18 protein-coding genes are annotated in these 21,601 nt (G+C 37.9%); 13 read left to right on the top strand and 5 right to left on the bottom strand.

Translation table 11 applies throughout. The annotated features are described in order from the left end of the window. Window positions 1-196: 196 nt before the first annotated feature. The gene (gene gndA / locus KW850_RS28840) at window positions 197-1,609 is read left to right on the top strand and encodes an NADP-dependent phosphogluconate dehydrogenase (protein WP_218351128.1); all 1,413 of its coding nucleotides are present in this window, start codon (window positions 197-199) and stop codon (window positions 1,607-1,609) included. Window positions 1,610-1,717: 108 nt separating this feature from the next. Here the strand turns inward: gndA and KW850_RS28835 are convergent, their stop codons facing one another. Further along, on the bottom strand, window positions 1,718-2,977 hold the full coding sequence (locus KW850_RS28835) for a helix-turn-helix domain-containing protein (RefSeq protein WP_218351127.1): 1,260 nt from the start codon (window positions 2,975-2,977) through the stop codon (window positions 1,718-1,720). A gap of 245 nt (window positions 2,978-3,222) precedes the next feature. On the opposite strand from KW850_RS28835, the gene KW850_RS28830 reads away from it, so the two are divergent. From KW850_RS28830 to KW850_RS28815, 4 genes are all read left to right on the top strand, one after another. Next, window positions 3,223-4,110, top strand: a complete 888-nt coding sequence (locus KW850_RS28830; RefSeq protein ID WP_218351126.1) for a sugar phosphate isomerase/epimerase family protein — start codon at window positions 3,223-3,225, stop codon at window positions 4,108-4,110. Between the two features lie 2 nt (window positions 4,111-4,112). Further along, window positions 4,113-5,273, top strand: coding sequence for a Gfo/Idh/MocA family protein (locus tag KW850_RS28825; protein ID WP_218351125.1), 1,161 nt, complete (start codon window positions 4,113-4,115; stop codon window positions 5,271-5,273). 167 nt (window positions 5,274-5,440) lie between these two features. Beyond that, entirely contained in the window at window positions 5,441-6,445 is a 1,005-nt protein-coding gene (locus KW850_RS28820; protein ID WP_218351124.1) for a Gfo/Idh/MocA family protein, read from the top strand. 3 nt (window positions 6,446-6,448) lie between these two features. Continuing rightward, on the top strand, window positions 6,449-7,309 hold the full coding sequence (locus tag KW850_RS28815; protein WP_218351123.1) for a sugar phosphate isomerase/epimerase family protein: 861 nt from the start codon (window positions 6,449-6,451) through the stop codon (window positions 7,307-7,309). Between the two features lie 201 nt (window positions 7,310-7,510). On the opposite strand, the gene KW850_RS28810 is transcribed toward KW850_RS28815, so the two are convergent. Continuing rightward, entirely contained in the window at window positions 7,511-8,680 is a 1,170-nt protein-coding gene (locus KW850_RS28810; RefSeq protein ID WP_218351122.1) for an ROK family transcriptional regulator, read from the bottom strand. A 320-nt stretch (window positions 8,681-9,000) separates the two neighbouring features. Between KW850_RS28810 and KW850_RS28805 the strand changes: the two genes are divergently transcribed. From KW850_RS28805 to tkt, 8 genes are all read left to right on the top strand, one after another. Continuing rightward, on the top strand, window positions 9,001-10,269 hold the full coding sequence (locus KW850_RS28805) for a nickel pincer cofactor-dependent isomerase, group 22 (RefSeq protein ID WP_218351121.1): 1,269 nt from the start codon (window positions 9,001-9,003) through the stop codon (window positions 10,267-10,269). Window positions 10,270-10,291: 22 nt separating this feature from the next. Beyond that, window positions 10,292-11,062, top strand: a complete 771-nt coding sequence (locus tag KW850_RS28800; protein WP_218351120.1) for an SDR family oxidoreductase — start codon at window positions 10,292-10,294, stop codon at window positions 11,060-11,062. A gap of 88 nt (window positions 11,063-11,150) precedes the next feature. Beyond that, on the top strand, window positions 11,151-11,954 hold the full coding sequence (larE, locus tag KW850_RS28795) for an ATP-dependent sacrificial sulfur transferase LarE (RefSeq protein WP_218351119.1): 804 nt from the start codon (window positions 11,151-11,153) through the stop codon (window positions 11,952-11,954). 150 nt (window positions 11,955-12,104) lie between these two features. Further along, window positions 12,105-13,577: a gluconokinase gene (locus tag KW850_RS28790; protein WP_218351118.1), complete on the top strand. Its 1,473-nt coding sequence runs from the start codon at window positions 12,105-12,107 to the stop codon at window positions 13,575-13,577. Between the two features lie 22 nt (window positions 13,578-13,599). Further along, window positions 13,600-14,358: a nickel pincer cofactor biosynthesis protein LarB gene (gene larB, locus KW850_RS28785; RefSeq protein WP_218351117.1), complete on the top strand. Its 759-nt coding sequence runs from the start codon at window positions 13,600-13,602 to the stop codon at window positions 14,356-14,358. Next, complete coding sequence (gene larC, locus KW850_RS28780) at window positions 14,355-15,458, top strand: nickel pincer cofactor biosynthesis protein LarC (protein WP_256358521.1); 1,104 nt, start codon at window positions 14,355-14,357, stop codon at window positions 15,456-15,458. Before larB ends, larC begins: the two co-directional genes overlap by 4 nt. A gap of 73 nt (window positions 15,459-15,531) precedes the next feature. Further along, the gene (gene larC2 / locus KW850_RS28775) at window positions 15,532-16,020 is read left to right on the top strand and encodes a nickel pincer cofactor biosynthesis protein LarC2 (RefSeq protein ID WP_308128877.1); all 489 of its coding nucleotides are present in this window, start codon (window positions 15,532-15,534) and stop codon (window positions 16,018-16,020) included. Window positions 16,021-16,080: 60 nt separating this feature from the next. Continuing rightward, window positions 16,081-18,093, top strand: a complete 2,013-nt coding sequence (gene tkt / locus KW850_RS28770; RefSeq protein ID WP_218351115.1) for a transketolase — start codon at window positions 16,081-16,083, stop codon at window positions 18,091-18,093. A 56-nt stretch (window positions 18,094-18,149) separates the two neighbouring features. Here tkt and KW850_RS28765 read toward each other — a convergent pair whose 3' ends face one another. From KW850_RS28765 to KW850_RS28755, 3 genes are all read right to left on the bottom strand, one after another. Beyond that, window positions 18,150-18,428: a hypothetical protein gene (locus KW850_RS28765; protein WP_218351114.1), complete on the bottom strand. Its 279-nt coding sequence runs from the start codon at window positions 18,426-18,428 to the stop codon at window positions 18,150-18,152. 10 nt (window positions 18,429-18,438) lie between these two features. Next, on the bottom strand, window positions 18,439-19,719 hold the full coding sequence (locus KW850_RS28760; RefSeq protein WP_218351113.1) for an ArsB/NhaD family transporter: 1,281 nt from the start codon (window positions 19,717-19,719) through the stop codon (window positions 18,439-18,441). 154 nt (window positions 19,720-19,873) lie between these two features. Further along, a complete protein-coding gene (locus tag KW850_RS28755; protein WP_218351112.1) occupies window positions 19,874-20,989 on the bottom strand; it encodes a metallophosphoesterase in 1,116 nt (371 codons plus the stop codon). Between the last annotated feature and the right edge of the window lie 612 nt (window positions 20,990-21,601).

The raw sequence follows: 21,601 nt of genomic DNA, 5'->3' as shown, positions 1-21,601 counted from the left end.
GATTAAGAGCAGAAAAAATGCGTACTTATACACATTAAATATAATACTAACAGTGGATGGTAAAACTATTGATGTGTATAATTAGTGTCGAGCTGGAATGAAATTCCTGATTTAATTACAAGAAAAAAGCACTTTTATTGTATTAATGAAAGAATTATGGTTATCTAAATAGTATTAATTATGAAAGAGGGATAGTATGTCTAAACAACAAATTGGTGTAATTGGTTTAGCCGTTATGGGTAAAAATCTTGCCCTAAATATCGAGAGCCGCGGTTATTCTGTCGCTGTTTTTAATCGTTCATATGACAAAACAGAAGCGTTTTTAAAAAATGAAGCAGAAGGTAAAAATTTTGTTGGTGCCCATACCGTTGAGGAATTTGTAAATTCCTTAGAAAAGCCACGAAAAATTTTATTAATGGTTAAAGCGGGAACAGCAACGGATGCTACCATTGAATCTCTAAAACCATATCTTGAAGAAGGCGATATTCTGATTGATGGAGGAAATACCTTCTTCCAAGACACAATTAGACGGAATAAAGAATTAGAAACAGCTGGCTATCACTTTATTGGCACTGGCGTTTCCGGTGGAGAAGAGGGAGCATTAAAAGGGCCTTCCATCATGCCAGGTGGAAAAAAAGAAGCATATGATCTTGTTAAGCCAATCTTAGAAGCAATATCTGCTAAAGTTGAAGGCGACCCATGCTGTACCTACATTGGTCCAAACGGTGCAGGTCATTATGTGAAAATGGTCCATAATGGAATCGAATATGGGGATATGCAATTAATTTCAGAGGCATATTTTATTTTGAAAAATATCCTTGGTTTAGATGCCCAGGAGCTTCATAATGTCTTTTCTGAATGGAATAAAGGTGAATTAGACAGTTACTTAATTGAAATCACTGCCGATATTTTTACCAAAGTTGACGAAGAAACTGGCAAACCAATGGTAGATTTAATTCTAGATACAGCGGGACAAAAGGGAACAGGTAAATGGACAAGCCAAAATGCTTTAGATTTAGGTGTTCCACTTCCAATTATTACGGAATCTGTTTTTGCACGTTTTATTTCTGCGATGAAGGATGAGCGTGTTAAAGCGAGTAAGGTATTAAATGGACCAGAAGTTAAGCCATTTGAAGGAAGTAAAGAAGATTTAATTGAAGCGGTTCGTAAAGCCCTATATATGAGCAAAATTTGTTCATATGCACAAGGTTTTGCTCAAATGCGTGTGGCATCTGAAGAGTACGATTGGAATCTTCGATATGGCGATATTGCGATGATTTTCCGTGGCGGCTGTATCATTCGTGCTCAATTCCTTCAAAAAATCAAAGATGCATACGATCGTGATCCAGAATTAGCAAACTTGCTGTTAGATCCATACTTTAAAGAAATTGTTGAGAACTATCAGAATGCATTACGTCAAGTCCTTGCAGTTGCGATTGAACGCGGTATTCCGGTACCATCATTTGCTAGTGCAATTGCTTATTATGATAGTTACCGTACAGAAACACTTCCAGCCAATTTGTTGCAAGCACAACGTGACTACTTTGGTGCTCACACCTATCAACGTGTGGATAAAGAAGGAGTTTTCCATACAAACTGGATGGAATAACAATATCAAACTCCTCTAAAATGAAGCATAACTAAAGGGCTGTCTCAAAAGTGAAAAATCACTCTTGAGACAGCCTTTTTTTATACTATTGATCATACAGAAATAGTATTAACGGTGCCTGACACCATCCAACCCGTGTCTATATTCAGATGGAGTTATCCCATTCATTTTTTTAAATACCTTTGTAAAATAGTTTACGTCGTTAAAGCCTACTAATGAAGCTATATCGGTAATGGACAGGTTTTCATTCTCCATAATTTTTATTGCTTCATTAATCCTCTGTTGATTGATGTATTCTGTGATCGATTTCCCTGTCTCTTTTTTAAATTGCCTTGAGAGCTCGTAACTACTAGCTTGGACAGCGGTAGCGATGGTATCTAGTCTTAAATCGTGATCAAGATTTAATCGGATGAATTCGATTGCTTTTCGTATTAATCGATTGAAATTTTTTAAGCTGAGCTTTTTTACGGCATCACAATAATCAAAGCACATTTTCATTTGAAGGTCTACTAGTTGCTGAATGGTAGACGTTTTTTCTATTTGGATAGCAAATTTTTCTGAAATACTGTCAATATAGACAGGATGAAGCCCTCCTCTTTCAGCTGAAATTCTTAACAAGGTATTGGTTACGAACGCTAAGTTCTTCCTTGAGCGTAAGGGGTCATTTGGAATCCGATCAGGGATTTTCCCAAAGAAATACATATCTTCGTTCATTATTTTTTCTACCTTTGCTTTATTTCCAGTTTCTACAGATGACATGAGTTCATTTTGTGTGCGATATCTTTCTTCAATCGCAGAAATAGAAGGCTTGGATTTCATTTTAATTGTATCAGGGATCGTTGGATATTCGGATTGCAATGAATAATTTATACTTCCAATCTTTTTCTTCCGTGAGGCAGTATCAGCTCGGTTAAAGTTTGAGGCAAGATAAGCAAGAAATTCAGCGATTGTTTTGGCTTTGTATGAACTAATTAAAGGAAGAGATAGGTAAAATTGTTCCATAATATGACTAAGAGAGATGGAGAATTTATTACTAAAAAGGATGTCATGGATCATTCGGTAAGTAGGTTCCTCAAATAGAAAGGGTCCCACCACAATGCTCCCCATATAGTCTTCCTGCCTATAAAGTTTTGCAGAAATAAAATTAATTTTGTAGGAACTAGAATGAAAAATAACATCAAGTTCAGAAGTTAAATCGTGAAGATTTAACAAACTATGTATATTTCCAAAGGATTCCTTTAGCGGTTCGGGCACTTGATTGTGACCATATTCACTTTTTATCTGTGAAAGAGGATCAATAAAAATGGTATCAATAGTAGAAAAACTGAAGGCAAATTTGCAAATTTCTTCAATTTCATGATCGAACATACTAACACTTCCTGATAAAAGTTGTCATGAGGCTTATAAAATAATTTTGCTCTGTTTATGAATCAGCACTATCAATTAAGAGCAATATTTTTAATTATTATTAATATTTTACTATTATTCGCAAAATATTACGAGTCCAAAAAAACGTTTTCAATTAAGATTAGAGCATAAGCATCAAGATGATGATTAATAGCTGATGTAAAACGTCTGTTGGCGACCTATAGAAAAAGGAGGAACAGTCTCTAGTGAATAATGACTTATTGATATCAGGATTTTCCGATGAAATCTCATCTGATTTTGATACACAGCTGGAAGTTGTAGCGAAATTAGGAATGCGTTACATTTCCTTACGAGGTATTGATGGGAAAAATATCGGCGATTTTACTTTAGAAGAAATAAAAGACAATGTAAAACCACGACTTCAGCAAGCTAGTATCGGAGTTTCTTCCATCGGTTCTCCAATTGGCAAGGTATTCATTAACGATGAAGATGGGTTTGTCAATCAAAAGAATATGTTGGACACGCTTTGTCAGATTGCTAACTTATTAGATTGTAAATATATCAGGATATTCAGCTTTTATATTCCAAAGGGTGAAGATGCAGACCGATATAAAGTGGAAGTCATTAGCAAATTAAAAGAGTTTGCAGAGATTGCCGAAAAATATGATGTTATTTTACTGCATGAAAATGAAAAGGACATCTATGGAGATATTGCGAGAAGATGTCATGAGATTTTAAAAGAGGTTAGCTCTCCGCACTTTAAGGCTATTTTTGATTTTGCTAACTTTGTGCAGTGCGGTGAAGATACCCAGGAGTGTTTCAATCTCCTTAAGGAGGAGATTGTATATATACACATTAAGGATGCCGTAACATCAGAAAGTCAAAACGTTGTTTGTGGCACGGGAGAAGGAAAAATACCTGAAATCCTCACACAAGTAATCAACAGCGGCTACAAAGGTTTTTTAACCCTCGAGCCACACCTCGTTCTCTTTGATTCATTAAAGGATTTAGAGCTTGAGGATGCAGCAATGGTTATAAAGGACAACAAGGGGCTAGATGGTGCTGGTGGCTATAAGCTTCAATACGAGGCACTTAAAGAAATACTAAGAAAAATAGAAAGTGAGGAGAAATGATAATGAAAACTGTAAGACTTGGCATCATTGGATTGGGTCAGCAAGGTGGAGCTTATGCAGGATTTTTAGCTGAAGGAAAAGTAAAAAATATGGTGATGGGTGCCATTTGTGACACCGATCCAGATAAAAAGAAATTGGCAGCAGATAAATATCCGGACACTCCTTTTTATGATAACTATATTGAAATGCTTGAAAGCGGAGATGTTGATGCAATTGTTACATGTGTCCCCCACTACTTGCACCCAGAAATGGGAATTGAAGCGTTAAAGAGAAATATTCATGCATTGGTTGAAAAGCCAGCGGGTGTTTATACAAAACAAGTTAGAGAATTAAACGAATATGCTGCAACAAAGCCTGAGTTAACGTTTGGAATTATGTTCAACCAAAGAACAAATCCACTTTATCAAAAAGTGAAAGAAATTATTGATAACGGAGAAATTGGTAACATTCGTCGTACTAACTGGATTATTACAACCTGGTGGAGACCACAGGGTTATTATGATTCCAGTGCATGGAGAGCAACATGGGGCGGTGAAGGTGGTGGTGTCCTTGTAAACCAGGCACCGCATCAACTTGATTTACTTCAGTGGATTTGCGGAATGCCTAAAAAGGTTTATTCCAATGTCAAGTACGGCTATCAACGTGATATCGCAGTAGAAGATGAAGTAACTGCAATGCTTGATTATGGCAATGGCGCAACTGGTGTATTTGTGACTTGTACACATGACGTTGTTGGAACGGACCGTTTTGAAATTTTAGGCGATAAAGGTAAGATCGTTGTCGACGATAGCAAAAAAGTAACAATTAAACGACTTGTTACACCTGAAAATGAAATGAGTTCTAAAATGGATATGCAGGATGTAATGAGGATTTTCATGGGTGGTAATCCATCTGATATTTTCAGTGAAGAAGTGTTGGAGTTCGGAAGTGTTTGGGGCGGACAGCATATTGCTGTAATGGAAAACTTCGCTTCTGCAATCGTAGAAGGAACTCCATTATTGGCACCTGGCAGCGATGGAATCCATGGAGTTAGATTGGCAAACGCGATCCATCTTTCTAGCTGGCTTGGCAAAGAAGTAGAGGTACCATTTGACGAAGATCTTTTCTTAGAAGAATTAAACAAAAAGATTGAGGAAGAAAAGAAGGAAATTGTACCCCAATAACTTATAAAAAGGCTGTGTTATTCTTGCATGTTGATTTGAGCTCCAATCTACTTAGTTAGAAAATCAACAAATGTCCTTTAACACAGCTTATTAAATATAAAATATTAATCTATTAAACGAACTCATCGCAGTCATGCATGAGTTCGTTTGCCAAGGAGTTATGCCTTATGCTTAAAGTTGCAGTTATTGGACTTGGAGATATCTCAAAAATCCATATCCCAGCTATCCAAGCAAATCCTTATGCCAAGTTGGTGGCGGTCTGTGATATAGATGAAAATTTAAATATTTCCGTACCAGATGTAAATTTTTATACCGATTATCTTGTCATGCTCGAAAAAGAATCATTAGATTGTGTCCACGTTTGTTTGCCGCATTATCTACATTACCCCGTCACGAAGGCTTGTGTAGAAAAGGGTATCCATGTTTTTCAAGAGAAACCATTGGCATTGGATACAAAAGAAGGACTAGCTCTGGCAAGGTTAGAGGAGGAGCACAAGAATATTAAAATCTGTGTATGCTTTCAAAATCGTTATAATGAGTCCTTTGAATTGCTTCAAGAAATTGTGAACAGCGGCCGCTATGGAAAAATGATTGGTATAAAAGGATTAGTCACCTGGTTTAGACCGAAAGAGTACTACGACGTTAAGCCGTGGAGGGGCAAATTAGAATATGCTGGCGGAGGTGTAATGATTAATCAAGCACTCCATACATTGGATTTGATGCAACTGCTCGGCGGTGAAATTGAATCGATAAGAGGTACGATAGACCAGCTGTTGGATTACGACATTGAAGTGGAAGACACAGCAACAGCCAATATCCAGTTTAGAAACGGAACAAAAGGGTTATTTTTTGCCACGAATGCAAATGCAGAAAACTCTAGTGTAGAACTTCAGGTTGTTCTTGAACTGGGGAGATTTACGATCAAGGATAGCGTGTTAACGTTTGGAAATGAAAACGGCAAGAAGGAACCATTGATGGAAGATGCCAAACTTCCTGGAACTAAATTCTATTACGGCGCAAGCCATGTAAAATTAATTAATCAATTCTATGATTGTATTGTAAATAATACTGAAAATTATGTTCATGTTCAGGAAGCGCTGACATCAATCAAAATGATCGATGCAATCCGGCATTCTTCAGAAACTAGACAAAAAATTATTATGGAGGGGTAACAAGTGAATAAAGGAAAAATCGGCGTTCAAATGATGATGCTTAAAGGTAAAGTGGATGAGCTTGGTGCCTATGAAACAATGAGAAGAATTCAGGAACTTGGATATCATGCAGTAGAGGTTTCCCAAATTCCAATGACAGCTGAAAATGTAGCTGATTTAAGAAAAGCGAGTGTCGACTTTGACATCAAAATTGCTGCGATGTCCGCTGCTTTAGAACCCATGCTGCCTGGTGCACCTGGCGAGACTTTAACGAATGATTTTGACAAAATTGTTAAGGATTGTAAGACACTTGACTGTAATTTCTTACGTATTGGAATGCTGCCTCTAACTTGTATGGGTCATAAAGATAAAATCATGGATTTTATTAAAAAGGCAGAAGAAATGGCTCATAGATTAGCAGAGTATGGAATTGAATTGTATTATCATACACATCACCTCGAGTTCCAAAAATATGATGGTGAATATTTATTAGATATTATTAAAAATAACACCACTAAACTCGGTTTTGAGTTAGATGTACACTGGATTCAAAGAGCAGGTGTCAATCCGGTCGAGTTTGTAAAAAATTACGCTGGCCGTATTTCTTTACTGCACCTAAAAGATTACCGCATCGGACAGATGGATATAAGTGAATTAGACTTTAGCGATATATCTAAATTCATGCAAGTCTTTACGAATACAATTGAATTTGCGGAACTTGGGGAAGGAAACCTTGATATCAAAGCGATTATGGAAGCAGGGTTGGAAAGTGGTGCACAGTATTTCTTGGTTGAACAAGATGATACCTATGGACGCGACCCATTCGAATGTCTAGAAATTTCAGCAAATCACTTGAGAAAATTAGGATTTAACGATTGGTTTTAAAATTAGTCGACCATAAAAGTTAGGAAGTAAAAATGGGTGTCAGGCACTAAAGTGTCAGGCACTTTTTTTATCGGTATTGGTAAGGAAGACAAAAAAAACCAATCCACATGTTAGTTGCGAGAATTGGTTATAACTGGATCAGAAAGATTAAATGGTACGCATCCACCATTAAAACGTTTCTGTTTAGTTTCTCTATCTAGATTACACATCTTCGCTTGCAGTTAAACATAACTCTGAAACCCCTAGAAAGTTTTGAATTGCCAAAGCACAAGCTCCCATAATACATGCCTTTTTGCCAAATTCTGAAATAAACAGTTCAGAATAATGGCTAATGGAAGAATTGAGATGGGCTTTAAGTTTTTCAGCAGCATTTGGATATAAACGAAGAATTTCACTATTTACTACAATAATTTCAGGATTATAAAGGTTAATTAAATTATTAAGTCCAATAGAAAGAAACAGAATAAATTGATCCATCTCTTTGATGAAAATAGGATTCTGCTCATTGAAGAGATGATGGCAGTCTTCAAAGTTGTCACCAAGTTCTCTTTGATTCACAGCCAATTTGGTAAAAAAACTCGATTCAGAAGCATATTGTTCCCAACATCCTAAATTTCCACAGCTGCACGGTATTCCATTTGGAACGACAATCATATGCCCGATTTCACCCGCATAACCGTGATATCCTTTGAATAATGCACCGTTGATGATGAAGCCAAGGCCAATTCCAGAATACAAACTGACAGATAATAAGTTTGTACTTTGGTGGTGCTTGTACACATTTTCTGCTACAGAACATAAGTTCGCGTTATTTTCGATGTAAACATTGACTCCAATTTCAGCTTCTAAGTCTTTTTTTAAGGTTTTGTTATGCCAGCCGTGTTGAGGAACAAAATCAATCAATTCATCTTTATTCACGATACCATGTATTCCAATCGCAATTCCCACCAGACCATAATGAGTATGTGCGTATTTACATTTATAACCTTTTATCTTTTCGATTAATAACTTCAAAATACCATCATAATCAGATACATGCAGTTTAATTATTTCGTTCTGGACAGAAGTACCGATTAAATCTGATAGGGCAAATGTAATGGAATGTTTATCTAGGTCAATTCCCAGGACAAAACCTGCCTTACGGTTAACTGAGAGCATAATGGGCCTTCTTCCTAAACTTTTGTGTTCCTGTTGTGTTTCAGTAATGATTTCTTTGTCCAATAACTCTGATACCTGTACAGAGATCGTTGCTTTATTTAATCCTGTAATTTTTGCAAGTTCAGCTCTAGATATCAATTTATGCTCAACAATTTTACTTAAGATTAACGATCTGTTCATTTTTTTGATAAATGCGGCATCCCCTGTGAGCATAAAGAACCTCCTTACTTTTTAGGCTTTTATAAACTTTCCTGTTGATTTTTAGCTCCAATCGACAAGGTGCCGAATCAAGAATGAGCTTTAATATAGTTTTTTAAAAGGAAAAATCTCATAATTATTGACGTAATTTGTCCGTAATGTTATTATACAGGTAATTAGTTTGTTTGGTAAACAAATTAAATAAAAATACTTTTTTATATTTTTTATGTTTCTTTTGTAAGGGATTACAAGAGGAATTACCGTTTATAACTTTCATCAATACATGGAATAGGATTGAATGAGGAAACTTAAGGGTTAAAAGGAGTGCTGTAAACATGGGGATCCTACAAGATTTATTAAAAGATATTCCAGTTCCTAAAATGGCAAAAGTCAAAGTTAACTTTGATAACAAAAAAATAGATGAACTTGGTACAACCCTGAAAGGACAACTACAGCAAGAACATATTCAGAAAAAAATCCAGCCTGGAATGGAAATTGCAATTGCTGTTGGCAGCAGGGGACTCGACCGTCTTGTTGAAATGACCGAAGTAACCGTACAGTTTTTAAAGGATTTGGGTGCAAAACCTTTCATTGTACCAAGCATGGGTAGTCACGGGGGTGCCACTGCAGAGGGCCAACGTGAAGTTTTAGCACATCTTGGAGTAACCGAAGAAAGCGTCGGTTGCGAGATTCGATCTTCAATGGAGGTAGTGAAGATTAGTGAACTACCAAATGGATTACCAGTGTATGTGGATAAGTTTGCTTCAGAAGCGGATGGAATCGTTGTGATTAATCGTGTGAAACCACACACAGCTTTTCGGGGACCTGTTGAAAGTGGAATGATGAAGATGATTAGTATTGGCTTAGGGAAGCAAAAAGGCGCGGAAGCCTGTCATCAAATGGGCTTTAAGTATATGGCAGAAAATGTTCCAGCCATGGCGAAAATCATCATGGAAAAGACACCCGTACTTTTCGGGGTTGCAACAGTTGAAAATGCATTTGATAAAGTAGCTATTATTGAAGTGCTTACTCCGGAAGAGATTATTAATAAAGAACCAGAACTACAAAAAAAGGCAAAAGAGTTATTACCTAAGCTATTCTTTGACCAATTAGATGTCCTCGTTATAGATGAAATTGGCAAAAATATTAGTGGTGATGGAATGGATCCTAATATTACAGGACGATATCCCACTCCATATGCATCTGGTGGACCTGACGTTAACAAGATGGTGGTACTCGACGTGACTCATCAATCAGAGGGAAATGCCAATGGAGTAGGAACGGCAGACTTTACGACACAACGGTTGGTAGACAAGATGGATAAAGAAGGAACTTATGCAAATGGATTAACTTCAACCGTTGTTGCTCCTACAAAAATTGCTACGACCTTACCAAATGATAAACAAGCTATCCAAGCTGCGATAAAAACATGCAATATTTTAGATTTTAGAAACGTCAAATTAGTCCGCATTAAAAATACCTTAGTTTTAAGTGAAATTGAAGTGTCTGAGCCCTTACTTGAATATGTGAAACAGCATCCTAATATGGAACAATGTTCAGATCTTTATGATATTCCGTTCAATGCAGAGGGAAATTTATTTTAATAGATTAGGGAGAGAAGAAAAGATGTCGAAATTATTTGATTTAGGTGGCAAAGTGGCAGTTGCAATTGGTGGAAATGGTGTCTTAGGATCAGCAATGGCAAAAGGCTTGGCAGCACACGGTGCAAAAGTGGCAATTGTAGGACGTAATCTTGAAAAAGCAGAGGAAGTTGTCAAGGAAATTAAGGAGAGTGGCGGAGAAGCTAAGGCATTTTCTGCAGATGTTAGTTCAAAGGAATCTTTAGTGAACGTTGCGAACGAAATTGAACAATGGTCCGGAGGCTGGGACATTCTTTTAAATGCTCCAGGTACAAATAGTGCTACGCCATTTTTTGAACTTGATATGGAAGAATGGGACAAAATTATGGATATAAACTTAAAAGGAATTGTGTTAACCTGCCAGATTTTTGCGAAGAAAATGATTGATCAGGAAAGAAAAGGAAGCATCATTAATATCTCATCCGTTTCTTCAACAACACCACTATCAAGAGTGTTTACGTATTCCGTATCAAAAGCAGGCATTAACAGCGTTACGCAATTTTTAGCACGTGAATTTGCTCCAAATGGTATTCGTGTCAATGCAATTATTCCAGGATTTTTCCCTGCGGAACAAAATCGAAAAATTTTAGACAAAGAACGAATTGAATCAATCATGAGACATACGCCAATGAATCGTTTTGGTGAGGCGGAAGAGTTACAAGGTGCTACTGTTTGGCTTGCCTCTGAGAAAGCGTCTAGTTTCGTAACAGGAACACTCATTCGAGTTGATGGCGGCTTTGGCAGCATGACAATATAATCCAACATGCACATAAATCGACAGCTAAATAAATAAATTAACAATGGCTGACTTTAATTTAGAAAAGGGATAGGGGGAGAAAAGGACCATGCTAACAGAGAAATACAAAAAATTAACGTCTATTCTCCGAGAAATGGAATCCGTGGTTGTTGCATTTTCAGGAGGAGTGGACAGTACTTTTTTATTAAAGGCTGCTGTGGATGCTCTAGGCGCTGATCATGTTCTCGCTGTAACAGCAGACTCTGAAAGCTACCCTTCTAGTGAGCTTGAAGAGGCAAAAGTACTGGCAAATCAAATAGGTGTCAGGCACCAAGTGATTGAAACATCCGAACTTGCAATCCCTGGATATGCAGAAAACAATAAAAATCGATGTTATTTTTGCAAAAGCAGTTTATTTGATCATATACTTCCAGTCATGGAAGAGAAGGGCTTTCAAAATGTGGCGTATGGGGTCATAGCCGACGATCTGAATGAATTTCGACCAGGTATGAAAGCGGCTAAAGAAAAGGGGATACGCGGTCCACTCCTAGAAGCTAACCTGTTTAAAAACGAAATCAGAGACCTCTCCCGGAAATATGATTTGCCTACATGGGATAAACCATCCTTAGCCTGTCTTTCTTCAAGAATTGCCTACGGAGAATATATTACTAAAGAAAAGTTAACGAAGGTTGAAAAAGCCGAGGCATATATAAAATCACTTGAGATCCATCAGGTACGGGTACGGACGCATCAGGATATTGCTAGGATTGAAGTAGAACCTAATGAAATGAAGAAAATTCTTGAACATCATGACCCGATCGTAAAAGCGTTACAAGGCTTTGGATACAAATATATTACTTTAGATTTAATTGGATATCAGAGTGGAAGCATGAATAAGGTGCTGTCTGTTTAAGTTATCTCCTCTGAAAATTTTGTTTAGGAAAAAACAAAAAAATGGCTTTGGATGATCCAAAGCCTCTTATTTTAAAGATCATATTTATAGCAATTAAGGACATTATGAATTCCAATATTATTTATTGTTATGTGAAAAGGAAGATGAAGCATGTCAAGAGAAGTTGTAATTGGACTTGATATCGGAACTACTAGTGTTAAAGCATGCGTATTTGATTTACAAGGTAAATTAATCGCAGTTGCCGAGAGAATGAATACATTCAATTATCCAAAGCAAGGATGGGTGGAACAAAACCCGATTGAGATTGAACAATCCGCTGTACAAGCCATAAAAGAGGCGATCCAAAAAGCAGGTATTGAGAAAAATGAGTTAGTTTCAATTGGATTTTCAGCTGCAATGCATTCACTTATATGTGTAGATGAGCAGGGCAGCCCAATATCTCCGGCCTTAATTTGGGCGGATGGAAGAAGTTATATACAAGCGGAATCATTGATAGAAACAATGGGTAAAGAGATTTATTCAAAGACAGGGACACCGGTTCATCCAATGACACCATTCGTTAAGCTGTTATGGATGAAAGAAACAAAATATGAACCCTACCTTCAGGCAAAGTACTTCATGTCGATAAAAGAGTATTTACTCCAATGCTGGTTTAATCAAAGGGTTATTGATTATTCGATGGCATCTGCAACAGGGTTATTTAATCCTGACACACACACTTGGAATCAAAAATTATTATCTCTAATTGATATTCATGAAGAACAGCTTTCTAGACTTGTCCCGCCCACTGAGATATTAACAGGGATTAATCCTCAAATTGCTGAAGAAATGGGAATAAATTCTGCCCTTCCTTTTGTTATCGGTGCTGCTGACGGGCAATTGGCCAATTTAGGAATTGGAGCGATTCTCCCAGGTGAAGTTGCCGTCTCGGTTGGAACCAGCGGGGCTATCAGGCAAATTACAAGAGGCGTTAAGATAAGTGAAAATCAAGAAACGTTTTGTTATTCCTTTACAGAAAATACCACAATCATTGGAGGTCCAACTAATAATGGCGGGATTGCTTTACAATGGTTAAAAGAACTTTTGAATGACCCAAGAGACTTCTCTGAATTCCTGGCGGAGGCCGAAAAGGTTCCACTTGGTGCAGACGGAGTTATCTTTCACCCTTATTTAAATGGCGAACGAGCGCCGATTTGGAATCAACGGGCAAAAGGGAACTTCTTTGGATTATCTGTTACACATAAAAGAGAACATTTTATCCGAGCAGTACTAGAAGGTATTACCTTTAACCTCTATCAAATAGGCAAGGCATTAGAGCGGTTAGCTGGGAAACATCAAAAGATCTATGTTAACGGTGGTTTATCTAGGTCTCCATTGTGGCTGCAAATGATGGCCGATGTATTCGAAGCGGAAATTTATGTGCCGGAGAGTTATCACAGTGCCGCATGGGGTGCAGCTTGGACGGCTTTAGTGGCAATTGGGAAAGTTAATTCATTTGAAGATATTAAAAAGAATATACCAATGGGTGAAGCAATTGTTCCAAATGTGGAAAATAGTAAAAAATATAGAATTATTTATGAAAAATACGAAAATTTGGCAAGTGGGATGTCAAAATATTTTTGAAACTAAATAAGGGGGGGAACGAATGCTTGAAGAGATTCTAGAGCAAGTTCAAAGAGGAACCCTAAGTATCGAAGAAGCCAAATTGAAATTAGCAACATTTGAAAATTTGGGATTTGCAAAAGTGGACCATCATCGCAAGAAACGCCAAGGCTTCCCAGAGGTTGTATACGGTGAAGGGAAAACGACAGAGCAAATCATTTCGATTATCCAAGTGTTAAGAGCACGCAACACACAAGTACTCGTAACGCGAATTTCCAAAGAAAAGGCTGAAATTGTCCAAAAATCATGCCCTGAATTTATCTACAAAGAAGAAGCGCAAATCCTTTTTTGGAAAGAAGACCGTGTTAATGAAAATTCGCAGCAAGGGTATATTGCTGTGATTTGTGCCGGTACCTCGGATTTACGGGTTGCCGAAGAAGCGGCTGTTACAGCTGAAGTACTAGGCAGCAAGGTCCACCGTATCTATGATGTTGGAGTTGCTGGAATTCATCGCCTATTAAGCCACGCGGAAGAAATTCAAAATGCCACTGTCTCTGTTGTAGTTGCAGGTATGGAAGGGGCGCTTCCAAGCGTAGTTGGCGGACTTGTTTCACATCCTGTTATTGCGGTCCCAACAAGTGTTGGGTATGGGGCAAATTTCAATGGATTATCTGCCTTATTAACCATGTTGAATTCATGTGCATCAGGGATTAGTGTCGTGAATATTGATAATGGGTTTGGCGGGGGATATAACGCAGTATTAATTGATCAACTTGCACAAAAAGGGGCAGGGAAAAATTGAAGACACTTTATTTTGATTGTTTTTCAGGTATCAGCGGCGATATGGTCATTGGAGCTCTTATCGATGCCGGGGCAGATCCCGAGCGGCTAGTGGAAGAATTAAAAAAACTTCATATAGATGATGAGTATACGCTGACATGGAAAAAGCTAGTGAAGAATGGGATTACAAGTACAAAATTTGATGTGGTGTTAGTGAACAATGATCACTCGCATAGTCATGATCACCATCATGCTGATGATCAACACCACGACCATGAACACCACCATCATCATGATCATCATCATGATCATCACCATGACCATGAACACCATCATGACCATGAACACCATCATGACCATGAACACCATCATGACCATGAACACCATCATGACCATGAACACCATCATGCCGATGATCATCACCATGACCATGAACACCATCATGACCATGAACACCATCATGACCATGAACACCATCATGACCATGAACACCATCATGCCGATGATCATCACCATGACCATGAACACCATCATGCTGATGATCAACACCACGACCATGAACACCACCATCATCATGATCATCATCATGATCATCACCATGACCATGATCACCACCACCGAGCATATAAAGACATTGTTGAATTAATTGAGGATGCTGTTTTTGCAGAACCTGTGAAAGAAATGGCATTAAAAATCTTTAAAAAAATTGGTGAAGCGGAAGGACACATCCATGGAGTTCCATTAGAGAAGGTCCATTTTCATGAGGTAGGGGCGGTAGATTCGATTATTGATATTATCGGTACAGCTATCTTAATTCATCAATTAGAGATAGACGTAATAAAATCCTCGCCTATCCCAGTGGGAACAGGCCGTATTCATATAGATCATGGGATTTATCCTGTCCCTGCACCTGCCACTTTAGAAATATTAAAAGGTGTACCAATTGATCAGACAGATATTAGAGCGGAGTTAACCACACCGACAGGTGCAGCGATCGTCTCTGTTCTTGCGGAGGAATTTGGTACCATTCCTTCAATAAAGGTAAATTCAATTGGCTACGGAGCAGGAACAAAAACGTTTAAAAGCCACCCCAATGTACTCCGTGTCATAATCGGTGAATAAGCTTATTGTCTGTTTCTTAATGTAGTAAGGGTCCTGCACATATGTAAAAATGCTGAACGAAAGGAGTTTTCTAGTGGTATTACATCCTTCGAATCATGAACATATCGATGAACAAATGGTCAAAATGGAGGTTAACCTTGATGATATTCCTGGAGAATGGCTTGGCTATGTAATGGACCTGCTTTTTGAGGCTGGGGCAAATGATGTTTTTTATTCACCGATTTATATGAAAAAAAATAGACCGGGTGTATTACTTCAATTACTTTGTTCACAGAAATACGTATCTAAAATTAAAGAAATTCTTTTTATGGAAACCACAACACTAGGGGTCCGTTACTATCCCTTAACGGTACATCGGTTGGAACGAATGTTTAGGAAGGTTCCAACTGAGTGGGGTCCTGTGACCGTAAAAGAAGGAATTTATAATGGACAAGTCGTGCAAAGTGCTCCAGAATTTGAAGAATGCAAAAGCATTGCACGACTTCATAACATTCCCTTGAAAAAGGTTTACGAAATGGTTTGGAAGGCTTTGGGCAGTGAGAGAACGAAGTCTAAAGAGTAAGTACCCCTCTCTATAGTAAGGAAGCATACAATTCTAATAGATTTGGAGTGTCAAAAAAATATGAAAACATTAGTAAATGAAACAAAACTTGATCAATTAGCAATTAATACAATTCGTACTTTATCCATTGATGGGATCGAAAAGGCCAACTCTGGACATCCAGGTATGCCTATGGGTTCAGCACCAATGGCTTACACGCTTTGGGCAAAAGAAATGAATCATAACCCATTGAATCCGAATTGGTTTAACAGAGACAGGTTTGTTTTATCAGCTGGACATGGATCAATGCTTTTATATAGTTTATTGCACTTATTTGGTTACGATGTGACTATTGATGATTTGAAAAACTTCCGTCAATGGGGAAGCAGAACACCTGGTCACCCTGAATTTGGTCACACACCTGGGGTAGAAGCAACGACAGGGCCATTAGGACAAGGGGTTGCCATGGCTGTGGGGATGGCAATGGCGGAAAGACATCTTGCAGCTACATACAACAAAGAAGGATACGACGTCGTTAATCATTACACTTATAGTATTTGTGGAGACGGCGACCTAATGGAAGGTGTATCTGCTGAAGCAGCATCCCTGGCAGGCCACCTTAAACTTGGTAGATTAATTGTCATGTATGATTCAAATGACATATCATTGGATGGAGATTTACATTTATCCTTCTCTGAAAGTGTGGAGGATAGATTTAAAGCTTATGGCTGGCAAGTAATTCGTGTGGAAGATGGAAATGACACTGATGCGATTCAAAAAGCATTACAAGAGGCAAAAGCAGACTTGAATCGCCCTACTTTAATTGAGGTTAAAACCGTGATCGGTTATGGTTCTCCAAATAAAGCTGGAAAATCTGCATCTCACGGCTCTCCACTAGGTAAAGAAGAAATTAAGTTAACAAAAGCTGCATATAATTGGAACAATGAAGAGCCATTTTACGTTCCTGAAGAAGTAAAAGACCATTTTAACCAATTTACACAAGATGGACATCTCAAGGAAAATGCATGGAATGAATTATATACGAGCTACAAGAATGAATACTCTGAACTCGCTGCACAATTTGAAGCTGCTATCAATGGAGAGCTTCCTGCAAATTGGGAAGAAGTATTGCCAGCTTTTACTGCAGGTGAAAAAATCGCGACTCGTGTATCATCAGGGAAAACCCTGAATGCGGTAGCTAATGTCGTCCCACAATTTCTTGGGGGGTCTGCCGATTTAGCAGGATCGAACAAAACACTTATTACATCAGAAAAAAATTACTATATTGATAGCTATGCAGACCGCAATATTTGGTTTGGAGTTCGGGAATTCGCGATGGGTGCTGCACTAAATGGAATGTCACTACATGGTGGTGTGAAAGTATTTGGTTCAACCTTCTTCGTATTCTCTGACTATTTACGTCCAGCGATTCGACTTGCAGCATTAATGAAGCTTCCAGTTACTTATGTTTTTACACATGATAGCATCGCTGTAGGCGAAGACGGGCCTACTCATGAACCAGTTGAGCAGTTGGCTGCATTACGTGCAATGCCAGGAATTTCTATTCTTCGCCCTGCAGATGCGAAGGAGACAGTTGCTGCTTGGAGATTAGCATTGGAAAGCACAGATACTCCGACCGTACTGGTATTAACACGTCAGGACCTGCCAACCCTAGCACTTGGGCAGCAAACGGTTTATGAAGGTGTTAAAAAAGGCGCTTATGTTGTTTCGGAAGCGAAAGGCGATGCTAGTGGATTATTGCTTGCAACAGGTTCAGAAGTAGCTTTAGCAATAGCTGCTCAACAAGAGCTTGAAAGTGAAGGGATTTTTGTATCAGTCGTCAGTATGCCAAGTTGGGATCGCTTTGAAAAACAATCACTTGAATATAAAGAATCCATTCTGCCTAAGAATATGAAAGCAAGACTTGCAATTGAAATGGGTTCATCCATTGGTTGGAGAGAATATATTGGAGACGCCGGCCGTGTTATCGCCATTAATCAGTTTGGTGCATCTGCACCTGAAAGTATTTTACTAGAGAAGTATGGTTTCACAGTTGACAATGTTGTTAAATCTTTTAAAGAACTTAACAATTAAGACTTTAAAGTTACGTCTTATAATGAAATGGCTGCCACATAGATGGCAGCCATTTTTTATATCCATTTAATCTCTTGGATTAATTGTTGTCTAAACAATTGGATTAAAAATTCATTATAGAAGTCTTTTCTAACGATAATCTGAATCTTATTATTTGGATGAATATATAAATGGATATCAGTTAGAATGGTATTCGAATCAAAATACTCGCGGATTTTCTCTATTCCTTTCTTCCAATTGTTATCAAAAAAGGTTAATGTGAATTCAAAATCATCTCCGTTAACTTCTTCTTTCAAATCAAGAAGTTGATCGTTAAACTTATACGCTATATTCATCTTACTCCCCCTAAATTAGATATCTTAAATATATGTAAACTGTACTGATTAGGATTGAAAAAATCATTAAAGGAAAGGCAATTAACAAGAATTTTCCAAAAGTAATCGGATACCCTTCCTTTGCTGCAAGACCAGCAACAATCACATTGGCACTAGCACCAATTAATGTGCCATTCCCGCCAAGACATGCTCCTAAGGATAAACTCCACCAAAGTGGCTCTAAATTGGTAATTCCAAGTTCTCCCATATCTTTAATCATCGGAATCATGGTTGCGACAAATGGAATATTATCAATAAATGCGGATGCGATAGCACTAACCCAGAGAATTAAGATCGATGTAGATGTGACATCTCCCCCGGTCAGGTGGACAGAGTAATCTGCTAATAACGAAATGACCCCAGTTTCTATCAATCCTGATACCAATACAAAGAGTCCGATAAAGAAGAAAATGGTCGTCCATTCTACTTTTGAAAATGCTTTATCTAAATATTTTTCCCCAGTTAAAAGAAGTAACAGAAAGGCCCCGGCTAATGCTACTGTAGCAGATTCAACGTGAAAAAGCTGATGGAGGAAAAAACCAATAATAGTTAACGATAGAGCAATTAATGACTTAATTAATAACTTTGTATCTGTTATTTCTTCCTTTTCATCTAAGTCCATTAAATTGGCCTTTAATTCATCTGTTGTACGAAGCTGCTTCCGATAAATGAATGCTAAGATTCCAATATTAACAAATAAGATAAAGAAAGATATCGCCGTAAGATTATTTATAAATGCCATAAAGGTAAGTTCCTTCACAGCGCTGCCGAGCATGATATTCGGAGGGTCGCCAATCAGCGTTGATGTTCCACCAATATTAGAGGCAATCACTTCAGTTATTAAAAAGGGGATTGGATTAACCCGTAATTGTCTCGTGATACTAAATGTAACTGGAACCATTAATAGCACTGTTGTTACATTATCTAAAAAGGCTGACCCCAATGCCGTAATCGTTCCGAGCACAAGCAAAATTTTTAAGGGATCTCCTTTCACTTTTTTGGCTGACCAAATAGCTATGTATTTGAATAGGCCTGTCTCAGAAGTTATTGCAACGATGAGCATCATACCGGTCAATAATCCGAGAGTATTAAAATCGATATGATGAAGGGCCTTTTCCTGGCCAACAATTCCTAGTAATACCATTATAATTCCGCCTGTCATGGCAATAATCGTACGATGGATCTTTTCTGTGACGATAAAGGCATAGGTGATTAAAAATACACCTAATGCGATTAGTGCTTGTGTTGACATGTTGTAACCTCTTCTCCCAAAGTTTTTTAATGGAAACTCCTATGAAAAACGACAAAAAGGAGCCTGTGTGACAGACTCCCCCAATAGATATACCATATATATTTTCAACATAATTTTATAAAACTAAACTTTAAATGTAAAGAAAAGTTTAACCTTAAAGCCCCAATTTATTAATGTAATCAATTGTTTCCTTATGCTCTGGTTTAACTAACTGATATAAACGTTTATCCTTCTTGACAAGGGGTGTTCCATCATCATTAGCAATAGGTCTTGTTAAGGATGTCCCTTTTAATACCACCCAGTTGCCATTGATTCTTTTAAGTTTGAGATCAATAATCCCCAAACGACTACCGAAAGCTCCCGCCATCACGACTGGTTTTCCATTTATTTGTCCCGTTTCAATGTTGGTGTTGGGAGAGTGTTTAAATACAGGCCCTGGGAAGACATTATGGGAATGCCCCGCCAATACGACATCAATTCCAGGAATTTTGGTTAAATAATAGACAGCATTTTCCGATTCTGCACTATAGGCTTCATAGCTGATACCTGTATGGGCTAGAGCAACAATAATATCTGCTCCTTTTGCTTTCATGATTGGGATAAACTCATTTGCAGCATCAACAATTGGTTTAGCAATAACCTTACCTTCAAGATTAGCTTTATCCCACTTCATAATTTGTGTCGGCATAAATGCAATAACCCCAATGTTTAGTTTATGTTTCTCCCCATTCTGGTCCCTCACATTTCTTTTCAAAATGACATAGGGCTTAAAGTAGGGCTTTTTCTTTTTTACAGAGAAAACATTCGCATTGAGGACTGGCATCTTGGCTCCTTTTACAACCGCATTTAAGAATCCTAATCCATAGTTAAATTCGTGATTACCAATGGCAACGGCATCATAGCCTAAAAAATTAAAAGCACGATAAACAGGATGAATTTTTCCTTTATGGATTCCTCTAATTCTGGCCAAATATTCACCAAGCGGATTCCCTTTAAGATGGTCCCCATCATCAAACAGTAAAGAATTTTGGACTTCCTTTCTTGCCTTCCGGATAAGAGTGGCTGTTTTGACTAGGCCAATTCGGTTGTCTACTTTTGTTTGATAATAATCATAATTGACTAAAGATGCATGTAAATCAGTCGTTTCTAAAATACGTAAATCAACGACTCCTTGATTGACTTGTGTATTCTCAGCTTTAATCGAATTGGAAGGATGACATAGCCCAAACAGGGAGAGGATGATAAGAAAAATAAAAGTTTTTCTGTTCAATAAGATTACCTCCTTCATAAATCTTGCATTAAAGGTAATCTTAGTATTCGTTTTCCTAGTAGAATTATGATGCTTTTTGACAATCAAGTGAAGTGTAACTTTGATCAACGCGGCTTTGGGTTGAGTTATTTTACAATGGAAAAAGAATAATCTTGAATACCCTAGATGAGCGCTTTATACAGTGAAACAGATTGAACAAGCTTCTTGACTACAGGTAACAGGGACCATAAATAATTCAAATATTGAGATTGTTACAAGGTTGGAAAGCAGAAGGAATGTCTTTCATCAAACCGATGAAGAACAAAACGCTGTTGGAAAGCAGAAGCTATGTCTTTCATAAAGCCGATGAAGGACAAAACGGTACAGGAAAGCCGAAGGAATGTCTTTCATAGAGCCGATGAAGGACAAAACGGTACAGGAAAGCCGAAGGAATGTCTTTCATAGAGCCGATGAAGGACAAAACGGTACAGGAAAGCCGAAGGAATGAGTCAAGTCCTATATTTTGTGTAAATTGTATTTCCTATGGTTACAATGTTTTTCAGCTTTTATGAATTTTGATGGTTTGGAAGGGGGTACCCCCTTCCAAACCATCAAAATTTCGCGCGCTTCGCG

Source organism: Bacillus sp. sid0103 (assembly GCF_019219025.1).
Note: the sequence above shows the minus strand (reverse complement) of the source record. Positions and strands in the feature narration are given on the sequence as shown.

Bases quoted from the DNA above. Each gene is read 5' to 3' on its own strand.
- KW850_RS28835 (WP_218351127.1), bottom strand. From the start codon at position 2,977: ATGTTCGATCATGAAATTGAAGAAATTTGCAAATTTGCCTTCAGTTTT.
- KW850_RS28765 (WP_218351114.1), bottom strand. From the start codon at position 18,428: ATGAATATAGCGTATAAGTTTAACGATCAACTTCTTGATTTGAAAGAA.
- KW850_RS28800 (WP_218351120.1), top strand. From the start codon at position 10,292: ATGTCGAAATTATTTGATTTAGGTGGCAAAGTGGCAGTTGCAATTGGT.
- tkt (WP_218351115.1), top strand. From the start codon at position 16,081: ATGAAAACATTAGTAAATGAAACAAAACTTGATCAATTAGCAATTAAT.
- KW850_RS28760 (WP_218351113.1), bottom strand. From the start codon at position 19,719: ATGTCAACACAAGCACTAATCGCATTAGGTGTATTTTTAATCACCTAT.
- larE (WP_218351119.1), top strand. From the start codon at position 11,151: ATGCTAACAGAGAAATACAAAAAATTAACGTCTATTCTCCGAGAAATG.
- KW850_RS28820 (WP_218351124.1), top strand. From the start codon at position 5,441: ATGCTTAAAGTTGCAGTTATTGGACTTGGAGATATCTCAAAAATCCAT.
- KW850_RS28805 (WP_218351121.1), top strand. From the start codon at position 9,001: ATGGGGATCCTACAAGATTTATTAAAAGATATTCCAGTTCCTAAAATG.
- KW850_RS28810 (WP_218351122.1), bottom strand. From the start codon at position 8,680: ATGCTCACAGGGGATGCCGCATTTATCAAAAAAATGAACAGATCGTTA.
- KW850_RS28825 (WP_218351125.1), top strand. From the start codon at position 4,113: ATGAAAACTGTAAGACTTGGCATCATTGGATTGGGTCAGCAAGGTGGA.
- larB (WP_218351117.1), top strand. From the start codon at position 13,600: ATGCTTGAAGAGATTCTAGAGCAAGTTCAAAGAGGAACCCTAAGTATC.
- gndA (WP_218351128.1), top strand. From the start codon at position 197: ATGTCTAAACAACAAATTGGTGTAATTGGTTTAGCCGTTATGGGTAAA.
- KW850_RS28790 (WP_218351118.1), top strand. From the start codon at position 12,105: ATGTCAAGAGAAGTTGTAATTGGACTTGATATCGGAACTACTAGTGTT.